12 protein-coding genes and 1 pseudogene are annotated in these 13,666 nt (G+C 41.4%); 9 read left to right on the top strand and 4 right to left on the bottom strand.

Features of this window, described 5'->3' with window-relative positions:
* The first annotated feature begins 69 nt into the window (after window positions 1-69).
* Window positions 70-621, top strand: a complete 552-nt coding sequence (locus B7990_RS11830) for an acyltransferase family protein (RefSeq protein WP_088641136.1) — start codon at window positions 70-72, stop codon at window positions 619-621.
* A 596-nt stretch (window positions 622-1,217) separates the two neighbouring features.
* Here B7990_RS11830 and B7990_RS15260 read toward each other — a convergent pair.
* Window positions 1,218-2,264 (bottom strand): acyltransferase family protein, encoded by a 1,047-nt coding sequence (locus tag B7990_RS15260; RefSeq protein ID WP_088641134.1) that lies wholly within the window; start codon window positions 2,262-2,264, stop codon window positions 1,218-1,220.
* A gap of 47 nt (window positions 2,265-2,311) precedes the next feature.
* On the bottom strand, window positions 2,312-2,605 hold the full coding sequence (locus B7990_RS11815) for a hypothetical protein (protein WP_088641133.1): 294 nt from the start codon (window positions 2,603-2,605) through the stop codon (window positions 2,312-2,314).
* Window positions 2,606-2,851: 246 nt separating this feature from the next.
* Here B7990_RS11815 and B7990_RS11810 point away from each other — a divergent pair, with 246 nt between their 5' ends.
* From B7990_RS11810 to B7990_RS11770, 8 genes and pseudogenes are all read left to right on the top strand, one after another.
* Complete coding sequence (locus tag B7990_RS11810; RefSeq protein ID WP_088641132.1) at window positions 2,852-3,904, top strand: polysaccharide biosynthesis protein; 1,053 nt, start codon at window positions 2,852-2,854, stop codon at window positions 3,902-3,904.
* Window positions 3,905-3,983: 79 nt separating this feature from the next.
* Window positions 3,984-5,201 (top strand): capsular polysaccharide biosynthesis protein CapF, encoded by a 1,218-nt coding sequence (locus tag B7990_RS11805; RefSeq protein ID WP_088641131.1) that lies wholly within the window; start codon window positions 3,984-3,986, stop codon window positions 5,199-5,201.
* A complete protein-coding gene (locus tag B7990_RS11800; RefSeq protein ID WP_088641130.1) occupies window positions 5,198-6,229 on the top strand; it encodes a glycosyltransferase in 1,032 nt (343 codons plus the stop codon). Before B7990_RS11805 ends, B7990_RS11800 begins: the two co-directional genes overlap by 4 nt.
* 79 nt (window positions 6,230-6,308) lie before the next feature.
* The gene (locus tag B7990_RS11795; protein WP_088641129.1) at window positions 6,309-7,256 is read left to right on the top strand and encodes a hypothetical protein; all 948 of its coding nucleotides are present in this window, start codon (window positions 6,309-6,311) and stop codon (window positions 7,254-7,256) included.
* 27 nt (window positions 7,257-7,283) lie between these two features.
* The gene (locus tag B7990_RS11790; protein WP_176407307.1) at window positions 7,284-8,342 is read left to right on the top strand and encodes an acyltransferase; all 1,059 of its coding nucleotides are present in this window, start codon (window positions 7,284-7,286) and stop codon (window positions 8,340-8,342) included.
* On the top strand, window positions 8,339-9,523 hold the full coding sequence (gene wecB / locus B7990_RS11785) for a non-hydrolyzing UDP-N-acetylglucosamine 2-epimerase (RefSeq protein ID WP_088641127.1): 1,185 nt from the start codon (window positions 8,339-8,341) through the stop codon (window positions 9,521-9,523). Before B7990_RS11790 ends, wecB begins: the two co-directional genes overlap by 4 nt.
* A 77-nt stretch (window positions 9,524-9,600) precedes the next feature.
* Window positions 9,601-10,011 (top strand): annotated as a pseudogene (gene rhuM / locus B7990_RS11780) (RhuM family protein); the annotation flags it as partial.
* Between the two features lie 668 nt (window positions 10,012-10,679).
* The gene (locus B7990_RS11770) at window positions 10,680-11,597 is read left to right on the top strand and encodes a PD-(D/E)XK nuclease family transposase (protein WP_088641125.1); all 918 of its coding nucleotides are present in this window, start codon (window positions 10,680-10,682) and stop codon (window positions 11,595-11,597) included.
* A gap of 210 nt (window positions 11,598-11,807) precedes the next feature.
* On the opposite strand, the gene hisI is transcribed toward B7990_RS11770, so the two are convergent.
* Together hisI and B7990_RS11760 are read right to left on the bottom strand one after the other, a co-directional pair.
* Complete coding sequence (gene hisI, locus B7990_RS11765; RefSeq protein WP_073424020.1) at window positions 11,808-12,158, bottom strand: phosphoribosyl-AMP cyclohydrolase; 351 nt, start codon at window positions 12,156-12,158, stop codon at window positions 11,808-11,810.
* Between the two features lie 78 nt (window positions 12,159-12,236).
* Window positions 12,237-13,508 carry a glutamate-5-semialdehyde dehydrogenase gene (locus tag B7990_RS11760; protein ID WP_088641124.1) on the bottom strand — a complete coding sequence of 424 codons (1,272 nt, stop codon included), beginning with the start codon at window positions 13,506-13,508 and terminating at the stop codon, window positions 12,237-12,239.
* Between the last annotated feature and the right edge of the window lie 158 nt (window positions 13,509-13,666).

Raw genomic sequence — 13,666 nt, 5'->3', positions numbered from 1 at the left:
GTTTTGTCGGAATAAAGTATTTGTTTCAGGACGCAGCGAATAAAATTGTAGGACAAGTATTTGTGATGGATGGAGTGTGTTATAATTAGTATGGAACAAGGGTCAAGGATTTATCTTTGGGATAATCTGAAAGTGGTATTGATGGTAATGGTTGTAATAACCCATTGCGTTAACGTGTATCAGCTTCAAATGGAATATTGGATTCAGTTCTTGTGGATTTTTATAATGACGTTTACAATGCCTTTGTTTACGCTGATTTCAGGTTACTTTTATAAAGAAAGATCTATCAGCTATTTAATAGAACGTTTTTTGTATCCTTGCATTATCTTCTCAATTGTAAATTATTTAGTAGGAATACTTTCGGGAGCGTATCCAAATGGAATATCTCCAAAATCTGGATTCGCGATGTGGTACTTATGGGCTTTGTTTATATATAACATCATTACGCCTGTTTTTTTGAAAAAATATGATGAAAAAAAATTGATTTTTATCGCCATGGCGATGACATTTATTTGTGGCTTTAAATTTATTTCAAATAATATTTTGGATAGCTGTCGCGTTGTATCTTTTTATGTGTTTTTTACTTTAGGAATCTTTTTGAAAAAAATAATTTACGTATAGATAGAAAAATGGGCTATGTGTTAATGTTTTTTTGTTTGCTTGCTTATTTTTTTATTTCGTTGAAATTTTATGGTTTTTCGTACGGCACGGGTTTTACTGAAACACATGGATTTAATTTGCTTGTTTTTGGAATGAGGTGGACTAATTATGCTTTGACTACGGTGATGTCTGTTTCTTTAATTGCAATTATGCCAAATAAAAAATATTGGTTCACTCAGTATGGAACTCGAACAATGAATGTTTACCTACTACATATGTCGATTGTATTCCCTGTATGTTGGTGCTTTTTGAGACCTTTTATGCATTGCTGGTATGGATATGTTTCGTATGCTGTTCTGGTGCCTTTATTTGTTATATTTCTTTGTTTTTCTGATTTTGTAGATAAAGAAATGAAAAAAGTGTTGCTAGTACCCAAAAGGCTGTTTTTAAGGAAATGGTGAAAAATGATTGTTATTTTATTGATTACGTCATTTATAGTGATGGATGTTTGCTTAATTCATTTTTCTACTCCGATGGCGAAACATACTTGTTTACATAAGTGTGTTTTTTTTTGATTGTGTTTATGCTGAAATGGAACGTTGCTTTAAACATCTTGATTACTCTTTTACGCTAATGAATCTGTTGAATAATTTGATTTTGCTAAAGAGTTGTTCTATTGGCTTTAAAATGATTGTACATATTTTATCCCATAACAGGGAACAAATAAAAACAGAAATTATGCAGGTCGAAAAGTGTATTGATAGAGATGATAAACTATCATTTATGTTAAATCGGAAATATTTACAATAGATTTCGATAAATGAAATGTGTATGACGTATATACCCCAAACACTTTTGGCTATAAAATTGACAGCTTTGCTTTGAAGATTAATATTAGAAAAAAGAATGATTAATGATGCTGCTTGTAATATTACAAATATGTTGCAGTATGAAATTACAGCGGGACGGTTTATGAACATTAATAAAAATATTGATAGGGATGAAAAAAGGTAAATGAATAGTGGCTTGTTAATCGATTTGTATTTCATTCTTGCTATATAACTTCCTATGTAATAAAGTAAAATGAAGTTTATTAGGGTGAATCCTCGTCCATTCCCAAATTTTGAAATTGCTGATATTGATGTTGGCTGGTTGTTGTTGAAAAGTGTTGGATATATGTAATCTGTAATAGTTGGGAGTATTGAAAATAGGAATATTAGTAATATGAGAAATGTCCTATTTTTTTTCTGTGTTAGATTGTTTGTGATTAGGTTTAAAAAAGGAGAAAGTAGGAAGACTACACTATATAAATTGGCGTAATAGTTGTTGGGAAAGAAACATAGTATTACTTCTTTTATTTGAAAATTATGATGAACTATAGAAGTTGGTATATAAACAAATATTCTAAATGCAAAAAATATAAGGAATAAATGGATAATCTTGCTAATGTTTATTTTACTTTTGCCGGATAAGAAAAATCCTGATAAACATACGAACGCATTAACAGCGCATAATGAAAAGGATTCAATGCTGTATAGAAAAGCTTTGTTTATGAAGGACGCTTCGTTAATAAATGAAAATGCTATGCTAGAATTGTAATGTAAAGCTATTACGAATATTATTAGTATAATTCTCAATAATTCAAAATTTGATTGTCTTTCCATCTTTTGTCCTTGTTTTTTTTTGAAGGTAGTTCTTTCTCACTTAATCTTTACCACTGTTTTTGCAATTTTTCGATTAATTTCTCTGATTTGTTTGATGCGAATTTCCTTGCAATTAACTTAAATTGACTAAAACCACCCCAATATACAGGGAATCTCTTTTCTAGGTACGTTAAAGATTGGTTGTCAGCATGGAATTCGGGGCAAATTTGTAAAAAAGAACTTATATCTACTTTTTTATCAACATGAATGAAAAAATGTGAACCGTCCCCTTGTAGTGCGTTAATAAGTCTTTTTAGCTGAGCGGGATCTTTATATACTGATATGAGAAAAGCGATGTTCATTTTTGCATTTTAAGTTTTTTGATGTAAGTTTTGTAATAAAAAGGTATTTTTTTTTAGTAAAAATGTAAAGAGGTGCTTTTGTTTTTTTAGATAAGACTGACCTCGAAGGTCTGAAGTGTAAGATACTGTTTATGGGTTGGTTTGGGGCGTAAACCTCTTGGTTACTTAAGATGCTTTGATTATTTTTCTAAAACTCCTCTTATTTTTACTACATTTTTCTTGCAAAAATTATAAGAAGGACTTTTTATGTCAAATTCCATCTTCTGTGGTAAGACGCTCTTGATTACTGGTGGTACAGGTAGTTTCGGCAATGCCGTTCTTAACCGCTTCCTCCAGACCGATATTGGGGAAATCCGTATTTTCAGCCGTGATGAAAAAAAACAGGATGACATGCGTCACGAGTTTCAGGCGAAAATGTCGGAAGTAGCAGACAAAATCAAGTTTTACATTGGTGACGTGCGCGACCTCCAGAGTGTCAAGAATGCCATGCACGGGGTGGACTACATTTTCCACGCGGCGGCCCTCAAGCAGGTGCCGAGCTGCGAATTTTTCCCGCTCGAAGCTGTTAAGACCAACGTGTTCGGTACGGACAACGTGTTGACCGCCGCCATCGAAGAAGGAGTCAAAAATGTGGTTTGCTTGAGCACGGACAAGGCCGCTTATCCGGTAAATGCGATGGGTACGAGCAAGGCAATGATGGAAAAGGTCATTGTGGCCAAGTCCCGCACGGTGAGCCCGGAAAAGACAAAAATTTGTTGCACACGTTATGGTAACGTGATGTGCAGCCGTGGTTCCGTGATTCCGCTGTGGATCGACCAGATTCGCAATGGCCAGCCGATTACCATAACCGAAGGTTCTATGACGCGCTTTATCATGAGTCTTGACGAAGCGGTGGACTTGGTGCTGTTCGCTTTTGAAAACGGCGTCTCGGGCGATATCTTGGTGCAAAAGGCTCCGGCTTGCACAATCCAGACTCAGGCAGAAGCTGTGTGTGAGCTTTTCGGTGGCGACAAGAATGCCATCAAGGTCATCGGTATCCGTCACGGCGAAAAGATGTACGAAACGCTCCTCACGAACGAAGAATGTGCCCATGCGATTGACCTCGGAAACTTCTACCGTGTGCCCTGCGACAAGCGTGGCCTGAACTACGACAAGTACTTCAGCAAGGGCGATACGGAACGCAACACGCTCACTGAATTCAACTCCAGCAATACCAAGCTCTTGAATGTTGAACAAGTTAAGGAAAAACTACTCTCGCTCCAGTACATCCGCGAAGAACTCGCCAAGGCGGAGAAATAATCCCTCCAACGTCATCCTGAGCGAAGCGCAAGCGGAGTCGAAGGATCCAGTAACGGTGTTGAACTAAAAAAGGTTTATTATGAATATATTGGTGACTGGCGCAAAGGGCTTTGTGGGCCGCAACTTGGTGGCTGCGCTCAAGAATATCCGTGATGGCAAGGACCGCACGCGTGGTGATTTGGTCATTGGCGATATCTACGAATACGATATCGATTCGACCTTGGCAGAGCTTGATGAAGCCTGCATGCATGCGGACTTTGTGTTCAACCTTGCTGGAGTGAACCGTCCGAAGGATAACAGCGAGTTTATGGCGGGTAACTTCGGTTTTGCTAGCGACCTTCTGGAAACGCTCAAGCGCCACAAAAATTTGTGTCCGGTGATGCTCAGCAGTAGCATCCAGGCGACGCTTGCGGGCCGTTTTGGCAATAGCGAATATGGCCGCAGTAAAAAAGCGGGCGAGGAGCTGTTCTTTGAATACAGCCGTGAAACTAGCGCGAAGGTTTTGGTGTACCGTTTCCCGAACTTGTTCGGTAAGTGGTGCCGCCCGAACTACAACAGCGCGGTGGCGACTTTCTGCAATAACATCGCGAACGACTTGCCGATTCAGGTGAACGACCCGAATGTCGATATGGAACTCCTCTACATCGATGACCTTGTTGAAGAAATGATTGCCGCTTTGCAAGGTGGGGAACACTATTGCGCATTTGACGGAATTAATGTTGTGCCTTGCGAACGGGACTCCGCCGAAAGTGTCTATTGCCATGTGCCGACGGTCCATAAAATCAAGCTCGGTGCCATTGTGGATTTGCTCAACAAGTTCCACGACCAGCCGAATACGCTCGTGATGCCGGAAATCCCGAACAACAGTTTCGAGAAAAAGCTATACTCCACCTACTTGAGCTACTTGCCCAAGGAAAAGGTCTCGTTCCCGCTCAAGATGAACGTGGATGCCCGCGGTAGCTTTACCGAACTTTTGAAGACGGTAAATTGCGGCCAGTTCAGCGTGAATGTGTCCAAGCCGGGAATCACCAAGGGTGAACACTGGCACCACAGCAAGTGGGAATTCTTCATTGTGGTGAGCGGTCGTGCTCTGATTCAGGAACGCAAGATTGGAACGGACGAAGTGATGAAATTCGAAGTGAGTGGCGACAAGATCGAGGCTGTGCATATGCTCCCGGGCTATACGCACAACATTATCAATCTTTCGCAGACCGAAAACCTGGTGACGCTCATGTGGGCGAACGAACAATTTAACCCGAACCATCCCGATACTTTTGGGGAGAAGGTGGTAAAATGAATACTGTATCAACAGAAAATAATAGTGGTGGTCTTGTTAAAAAGAATAGTGGTATTCTTTTGTCTGTGATTGTACCCGTATATAATTGTGAGAAATATCTTGACGAATGTTTAAGCTCTTTGACCAGACAGGGACTTAACGATAAAGAATATGAAGTTCTTATTGTAAATGATGGATCAACGGATAAATCTGCGGAAATTGCGTTATCATATTGCGAAAAATATCACAATTTTCATTTGTTGAATCAAAAGAATCAAGGAGTGTCTGCTGCGAGAAATAAGGGACTCGATTCGGCTTGCGGTAAATATATTGCATTCGTTGATTCGGATGATTATTTGACCGATAATTTATACTTAAGTGTTGTCAGTCTTGTAGAAAAAAAGAATTTTAAATGTTTTTATTTTGGAACGACACTAAATCAAGATAAACTTGAATCTTTTAATGGAGAATATTATATACAGTCAAAAGAAAAGTCCTGTAAAATGGCTGTTTGGAGATATTTATTCTTAACTGAAATAATTCAAAGATACAATTTGAGATTTAGCGTTGGTGTGAAATTTAATGAAGATTTTTTATTTAACTATAAATACATACAGTTGACAAATAGCGAGGTGGCTGCTACAGCACAGGGCTTGTATTATGTTCGAACGCATGATGATTCGACGACAGCAAAGATTCGCTTAAGAGAAGATTCTGCTTGGAGACGTTATTATAATAGTTTGCTGTTTGTGGTTGGTGACATAAAACGTTTTACGCTCAAAAATCAAATACCTTTTGACGGTTTATACTATAACTCTATTTCTGCTGTAATGCAAGAAATACTTTGGAGTTGCGTGATTTATAAAAAGTCGCCTCTAAAGGCTATTGCAGAATTAAAAGATGAAGGCGTTTCTTTAGATGATAATAAGTTTAAGCGTCCTTATGGGGATTCGTTTAAATATAAATTCAAAACTTGGCTAACGTATAATTTTAGACATAAATTTGTTTTTATATTTACGTGTTTTATTTATAGGCTCATTGTAAAATAGGTAGCTTTTTTTGTGTTTTTTTTTTGAACGAATCCTTTGACCCGAATCACCCGGATACCTTTGGGGAGAATGTGGTAAAATGACAAATAAATCAAAAAGTCAAGCCTTCGTCTTTTGTGCTATCGCATCAAAAGATGGCTTTGTTGGTTCGGTTAATATCAAAGATACTAACAATTCGCTACATACATATTTATGTAATGCTTTTGTTGCTTTGAAAACCACCAAAAAACATAATCCTGAAATCAACGTCGGAATTGTCACAAACGCTAGTGTAGATTCTGAAACCATTGCTCTGTTTGAATCAGAGGGCATAAGAGTTTATCGTGCTCCTTTTGATGAATTTCTTTTTCCAAAAGAAAATCAATGGTCTTTAGCGTTTTTTAAATTGTCTTCATATAATTGGGCAATAAGAAATCTAGAATATGACTATTATATTCAATTAGATTGCGATGTCGTATGCAATGGTGACTTGTCTGATTTGATAGAAGAATCAAAGAAATCTGTTGTAATGCTTTCTGGCCCTTTTACTTTTAATCATCCAATTAGAACGCAATTTTTGAATGCTTATAAATTGCTATATGAAGATGAACCTGTAATCGTAAAATATGGCTCTGGTCTTATTTGTGGCAGTAAGGATAAATTGCTGAGATTCTTTGATTATTGTTTGAATTTATACGAAAAAATAAAAGAGAAAAATTATTGCAATGATAATTTATTGGGCGATGAATTTATTACTTCAATTGCCGCAATAAAGTCTGGAGTTCCTATTGTCGATGGAAGACCCTATATGAATGTTTATTGGACACATCGGTTTTATTTGGTAAGCACTGATTATTACTATGATAAGATGGTTTTTCTACATTTGCCGGGCGAAAAAGAATATGGAATGATGTTGTTGTATAAATACTATGTTAAGCACAAGAAATTTCCCGAAGAAAAGAAAATCTATTCGCTGTTGAATTTGCCTAGTAGACATTTCCCAATTGTTAGAGTATTCTTCAATTGGTTGAAAAATAAGTTAATATAATAAATGTATTTACACTTTGAAAAAAATATGATGACTTTATCGGATACTTATACAATGCCTGGAAAATTAGATAGTGGAGATCTTTCTGATAGACAGATTAGCCAATTGGTATATGTTATTCGATGTATTGCTATTTTAGCGGTTGTTGCAGCTCATGTTAATATTATGGATAATAGTAATTACTTGTCAAGTTTGATTACTCATGTATGGGCTGTTTTTGCGCAATTTGGTGTTCCGGCTTTTTTTATAATTGGTGGTTATTATTATCATAGAGATGAAAATGATAGCAAAATTTTTTGGCAAAAAAAACTGCATTCGGTGATAATTCCTTGGGTGATTGCATCTATTGTTACTTACTTTGGTGCTGTTGTCTGTGGAGATCCTTTAACTGTTGTAGGTTATTTTAAATGGTTTATTGGTCTTGGATCTATTCATTATTATATGACCATTTATTTGAGTATGCTTGTTATATTTAAATTTGTCAGAAAAACTCCATATTTATTGACTTTAATCGTTATAATGTTTGGCTCGTTATTTTTAGAACAGGTACATTTTTGGGGTGATTATGGTGGCTTTGGTATGACAAAATATCTGAATATTTTTAATTGGGCTGGATATTTTGCATTTGGTGTTTTGATAAAAAAGTATAGAATGGAAAAAAAAGTGAATAATTGGGTCATGATAGCTTCTTTTGTTGCTTTTCTTTTTTTCATTGTTGTTAGATATCATTTGAATAAACTATCGTATTTTACTTTGCTTACTCCTTTTACGCAAGTGTCTTTTTTGATTCTGATTTATGGGTTGATAAAAGATGTACTTAAGCTAAAATTTATGCAAAGAAGAATTGTGGCTTTTGTTGGTTGTAATTCGTTGATAATCTACCTTTACCACATCCAAATCGTTCCGTTTCTTCTAAATCGTTTGCCGAGGTTTTGCTTAACCCAGTTGATTAAACCTTTTTTGGGCTTGATTATAATGGTTTTATTGGTGTATGTTGCTAGCGCATTTTTGCAACGTTATTCTTGGGGGTGTAACATAATGAAGTGTGTTGGTTTAAAAAATCCGGTTTTTGAGAAAAAAATATGAACATTAAAACAGACTACACTGACGTAAAGTTTGCCGATAACGGCAAGCTGAAACTCTTGATTATCGTGGGTACGCGCCCGGAAATCATCCGCCTTGCGGCAGTCATCGACAAGTGCCGCAAGTACTTTGATTGCGTTCTCGCGCACACTGGCCAGAACTACGATTACAACTTGAACGGCGTGTTCTTCAAGGACTTAAGCCTCAAGGATCCCGAAGTTTACATGGATGCCGTGGGTGACGATCTCGGTGCAACTGTGGGAAACATCATCAACTGCAGTTACAAGCTCATGGTCGCTTGCAAACCGGATGCTTTGCTGATTCTCGGTGACACCAACAGCTGCCTTTCTGCCATCGCCGCTAAGCGCCTGCACATCCCGATTTTCCACATGGAAGCGGGCAACCGCTGCAAGGACGAATGCCTGCCCGAAGAGACCAACCGCCGCATCGTGGACATCATCAGCGATGTGAACATGGCCTACTCCGAACACGCTCGCCGCTACCTCGCTGACTGCGGCCTGCCCAAGGAACGCACGTACGTGACCGGCAGCCCCATGGCCGAAGTTCTGCACAAGAACCTCGCGCAAATCGAAGCTAGCGACATTCACAAACGTCTTGGCCTCGAAAAAGGTAAGTACATTCTGCTCAGCGCCCATCGCGAAGAGAATATCGATACCGAGAAGAACTTTACGAGCCTCTTTACCGCCATCAACAAGATGGCCGAAAAGTACGACATGCCGATTCTGTACAGCTGCCACCCGCGCAGCCGTAACCGCCTTGCCGCCTCGGGCTTCAAGCTCGACAAGCGCGTGATTCAGCACGAACCGCTCGGATTCCACGATTACAATTGCTTGCAGATGAACGCTTTCGCCGTCGTGAGTGACAGCGGCACGCTCCCCGAAGAAAGCTCCTTCTTCACAAGCATCGGCCATCCGTTCCCGGCAATCTGCATTCGCACCAGCACGGAACGCCCCGAAGCTCTTGACAAGGCCTGCTTCTTCATCGCGGGCATCGACGAAAAGTCGCTCTTGCAGGCGGTCGATACGGCCGTCACGATGAACGCTAACGGCGACTACGGCATCCCCGTGCCTGACTACATCGAAGAAAACGTCTCGACCAAAGTCGTGAAGATTATCCAGAGCAACACCGGCATCGTCAACAAGATGGTGTGGAGGAAGGGGTAAGAGCGGTAGGAATCTTATACTCGTTTTTCGCTTGAGTCGGCTTCAAAAGAGGCCGACTTTTTGTTTGTTGGGTGACGCAGGTCCATCGAAAGATTGCTCATTACAATCTCGATGTCATCATCGCTATTGGCTACCGTGTTCAATCACCTGTAGCCACAAGGTTTAGACGGTGGGCCACGGCTAGGTTGCACGAATTCATTCAGAAGGGGTTTGCTCTTGACGATGAAAGGCTGAAAAACGGTCGGAATCGCTATTTCAAGGAACTTTTGCAGCGAATTCGCGACATTCGCTCGTCTGAGCGTAATTTTTACCAGCAAGTCACGGATATCTACGCAACATCCGTAGACTACGATCCCCGCAAAAAGATTACGAAGGATTTCTTTGCTACTGTCCAGAACAAATTGCATTACGCAGTCCACGAGCACACCGCAGCGGAACTTGTATATGAACGCGTCGATAGCGAAAAACCTTTCGTTGGCATGACAAATTAGCGAATGTCTGAAAAGCTTTTTGAGTGGAATGAACATTGCCGAAGCTATCGGTGTCTCTTTGGCGGTAGCGGCGGTTCTCTATTTCTTTGGTCACTTTGTTGGGTGTATTGTATAAAAATGGCCACCGTAAAAATAAAATGCAATGATTCCAAAGAAAAAGTGCGGACCAAAGAGAAAAATTCAGGGGGGGAAAAGAAAATTTGTGGTCTGCTTTTTGCACAAAGGCTGTATCCCTTTTCAGGGATTCTACGGCGACTTCGTCAAAAGTAAGTGCCGATGTAAAAAAGCCTTTTTCGAAAAATTGAAAAAAAGAACGGGCCTGACGGAAGACTCCTTTGGTGATTACAATTCTGACATTTACTGGATTGCGAATTCGTATTTTGTAAAAGACGAAAATTCGGTTCATTGCAAAAAGCTCAATAATTGGCTGGATATGTTTGGATGCCTCAGGAATTATGCTTATTATTCCAAGTATATAATCCGTATGTATGCCTTGGAAAAGGACCCAGAAAAGAATTCTTCTGAGAAAAGGTAAAAGTACGTGTCAACATGTGTTTGCTAAATAATGTTGTTTGCTAACGGTTGTTTGCAAAATTTACAAGGTTGCGCTTTTCGAAAATTCTTTGTTGTAGATTATATCCTCTAAACTTAATGGAGGTATAATTGTGACTCGAGATGAATTTTTCGCCATGGTCAAGGATCTTCACGAACATCCTGAACATTTGGCAGAATATCGAAAAAACTACACTAACGTTTACCCCTTCAGCGACGGCATTTTCAAGATGCTTATGGCAAACGAAGCGAAGCCCGAACGCACCGTAAAATTCCTAAACGCCATGCTAGATTTGAACGGAGAAAACGCCATCAAATCCTTTACCTTTGGTGTTCCAGAGAATCCTGGGGTTCTTAATGACAAGACCGCAATTTTCGACATTTACGGAACTACAGAAGCTGGCAACCCAGTTCTTATCGAAGTTCAGCAGAATTTCAACACCCTGTTCGTTGATAGGCTTATCTACTACACATCCCGCGTAATTTCGCGAACCGTTAAAAAATCGCAAGATTACAATTTGCCTCACATCTACGTGCTTTCGCTTTTGACAGAAAATCAGTTTCCATTGGAGAGAAATACTTACCTGCATCATTCGCAGCTTGCGCGTAATCGGCATTTCTTTTACGAAAAATTGGATGTTTACTTTGTGGAGGTGGAAAAGTTTTTCGCCATCGATGACCGAACCGAGCCTGAAAAGCGAGAAAAAACAAACCGGGCTGAAATGCTTCGTATTTTTCGAGCCGTTCTTGAAGAAAAGGAGATTCCTGCCGAAAAACTGAAGAGACTGCTTGACAAGGACTTTGCCAAGGATGTATCTTTGACTGGGTACACTGACGAAACGCTTTTGAACGAGGTTGACGGAATGACGGATTTGCTTTACGAGAAACAAGGGTCTTACTTGCAAGGGAAAGGCGATGGAATTCTTGAATCTGCACAGCTCATGGTTGATTCCGGCATTTTGACGCCAGAAAAAGCGGCCGAACTCTTCAAAGTTCGTAAAGAAGACTTACACCCCAAAAACAGCAAATAAAGAATCAACCTTAAATCCGCTGTTTGAATATTCCCAAAGTTCTCTTATTCATTGCTGATTCTCGGTGACACCAACAGCTGCCACCCGCGCAGCCGTAACCGCCTTGCCGCTCCTGTGTAACGCGTAATTTGCTTGAAAAAAAAGCCTAGCTTGCGTATGCAAACTAGGCAAATTTTATGTGATCGTTCAGCGAGGGGGGGGCGACTTAATTTACTTTTCGCACTTCTTGAAGAAGCAGCTACGGGCGCCTGTGTGGCAAGCGACTTGCGGGCCTTGCATGCGCACCTTGAAAAGCAACGCGTCGGAATCGCAGTCGGCAGCCCATTCGACGACCGTCATCACGTTTCCGCTCGTGTCGCCCTTGTGCCAGTATTCCTTGCGGCTGCGGCTCCAGAAAACCATTTCACCGCATTCGTGCGTACGGCGGAGGGCTTCTTCGTTCATCCATGCCATCATCAGCACGTCGCCCTTATCGGCGTCCTGGACGATTGCCGGTGCGAGCTTCACGCCACCGAATTCCACTTCGAACTTTACTTCTTTGATCAAATCTTCAAACTTCATTTTTAGATCCTTCGACTTCGCTCAGGATGACACATTCGTGTCGCTTCCTACTGTCTACCGTCTACTTCCTACTTCCGACTATCCTCTTACCTGTCCATTGCCACGGAGAATCCACTTGTAGCTGCAGAGGCTTTCGACACCCATCGGGCCACGAGCATGGAGCTTGTCCGTAGAAATGCCTACTTCGGCACCGAGACCGTATTCGCCACCGTCTGCAAAGCGTGTGCTGGCGTTCACCATGACGCTGCTGCTATCAACGTTTGCGACAAAGTAATCTTGCACGGCGGCATCTTCTGCAACGACGGCTTCCGTGTGGCGGCTGCTGTTCTTTTCGATGTGGTCGCAGGCTTCTTCGACGTTATCGACGAACTTGACGCTTGCCTTGAGGGCGAGGTATTCGTGATGGTAGTTGCTGTCGTCGCCGATGTCCTTGATGCGGCTGTCGTGTGATTGGGCGTCCTTGTTGCCAAAGAGTTCCACACCGCGGTCGGCGAGGCAATCAATGAGCTTCTTGACGTTTGCATCATCGATATGTCGGTCGATAATCACGCATTCCATGGCGTTGCATACGCCGGTACGCTGCGTCTTCGCGTTAATGAGAATGTTCACTGCCTTTTCCATGTCGGCGGACTTGTCCACATACACATGGCAGATGCCGTTGAAGTGCTTGATGACAGGAATCTTGCTCTGTTCTACGACGGCGCGGATCAAGCGTTCGCCACCGCGGGGAATCACGAGGTCGAGGCAATCGTTGCGCTGCAAGAGCATGCCCACGAGGTCATGGCTCGTTTCGGTCACGAGCTGCACGGCATCCTTGTCAACGCCATTTTCTTCAAGCGCCTGGTGGAAAATCCCGGCGAGGCACTTTGCGGAGTTGAGCGATTCCTTACCGCCACGGAGAATCACGGCATTGCCCGCCTTGAAGCAAAGGCAAGCTCCATCAATCGTCACGTTCGGGCGGCTTTCAAAAATAAAGAACACAGAACCTATCGGCACAGCGACACGGCTTATCTTGATGCCGTTCTTGAGTTCACGGGATTCGAGAATGCGGCCGAGCGGGTCGGTAAATGCAGCGATTTCTTCGGCGCCCTTGGCCATCGATTCGATGCGGGCATCATTCAAAGTCAGGCGATCCATCTTGGAATCGTCGAGCTTGCCGGCGGCAGCTTCGAGGTCAAGCTTGTTGGCGGCGAGAATTTCCGGCTTCTTTGCACGGAGAATTTCTGCAACACGTGCGAGCACGGCTGCGCGCTTTTCGGCGCTCAATGTGCGAATTTTCTTGCTCGCGTTCTTTGCGTTGTTGGCGAGCTCGTCAGAGTATTTTTCCAAATTAACGTTATTCTGTGTCATAAAAGCAAATATAGAAATTTAATATGTATTGCACTGGATCCTTCGGGCTGTCGCCCTCAGGATGACGGATTGTAAAAGTATTGCACTGGATCCTTCGTCCCTTCGGTCCTCAGGATGACGTATTGTAACGAAAAAGTCCCGCGCAGGGCGGGACTCTT

The organism is Fibrobacter sp. UWB4, from assembly GCF_002210345.1.
Classification (GTDB): Bacteria; Fibrobacterota; Fibrobacteria; order Fibrobacterales; family Fibrobacteraceae; genus Fibrobacter.
Note: the sequence above shows the minus strand (reverse complement) of the source record. Positions and strands in the feature narration are given on the sequence as shown.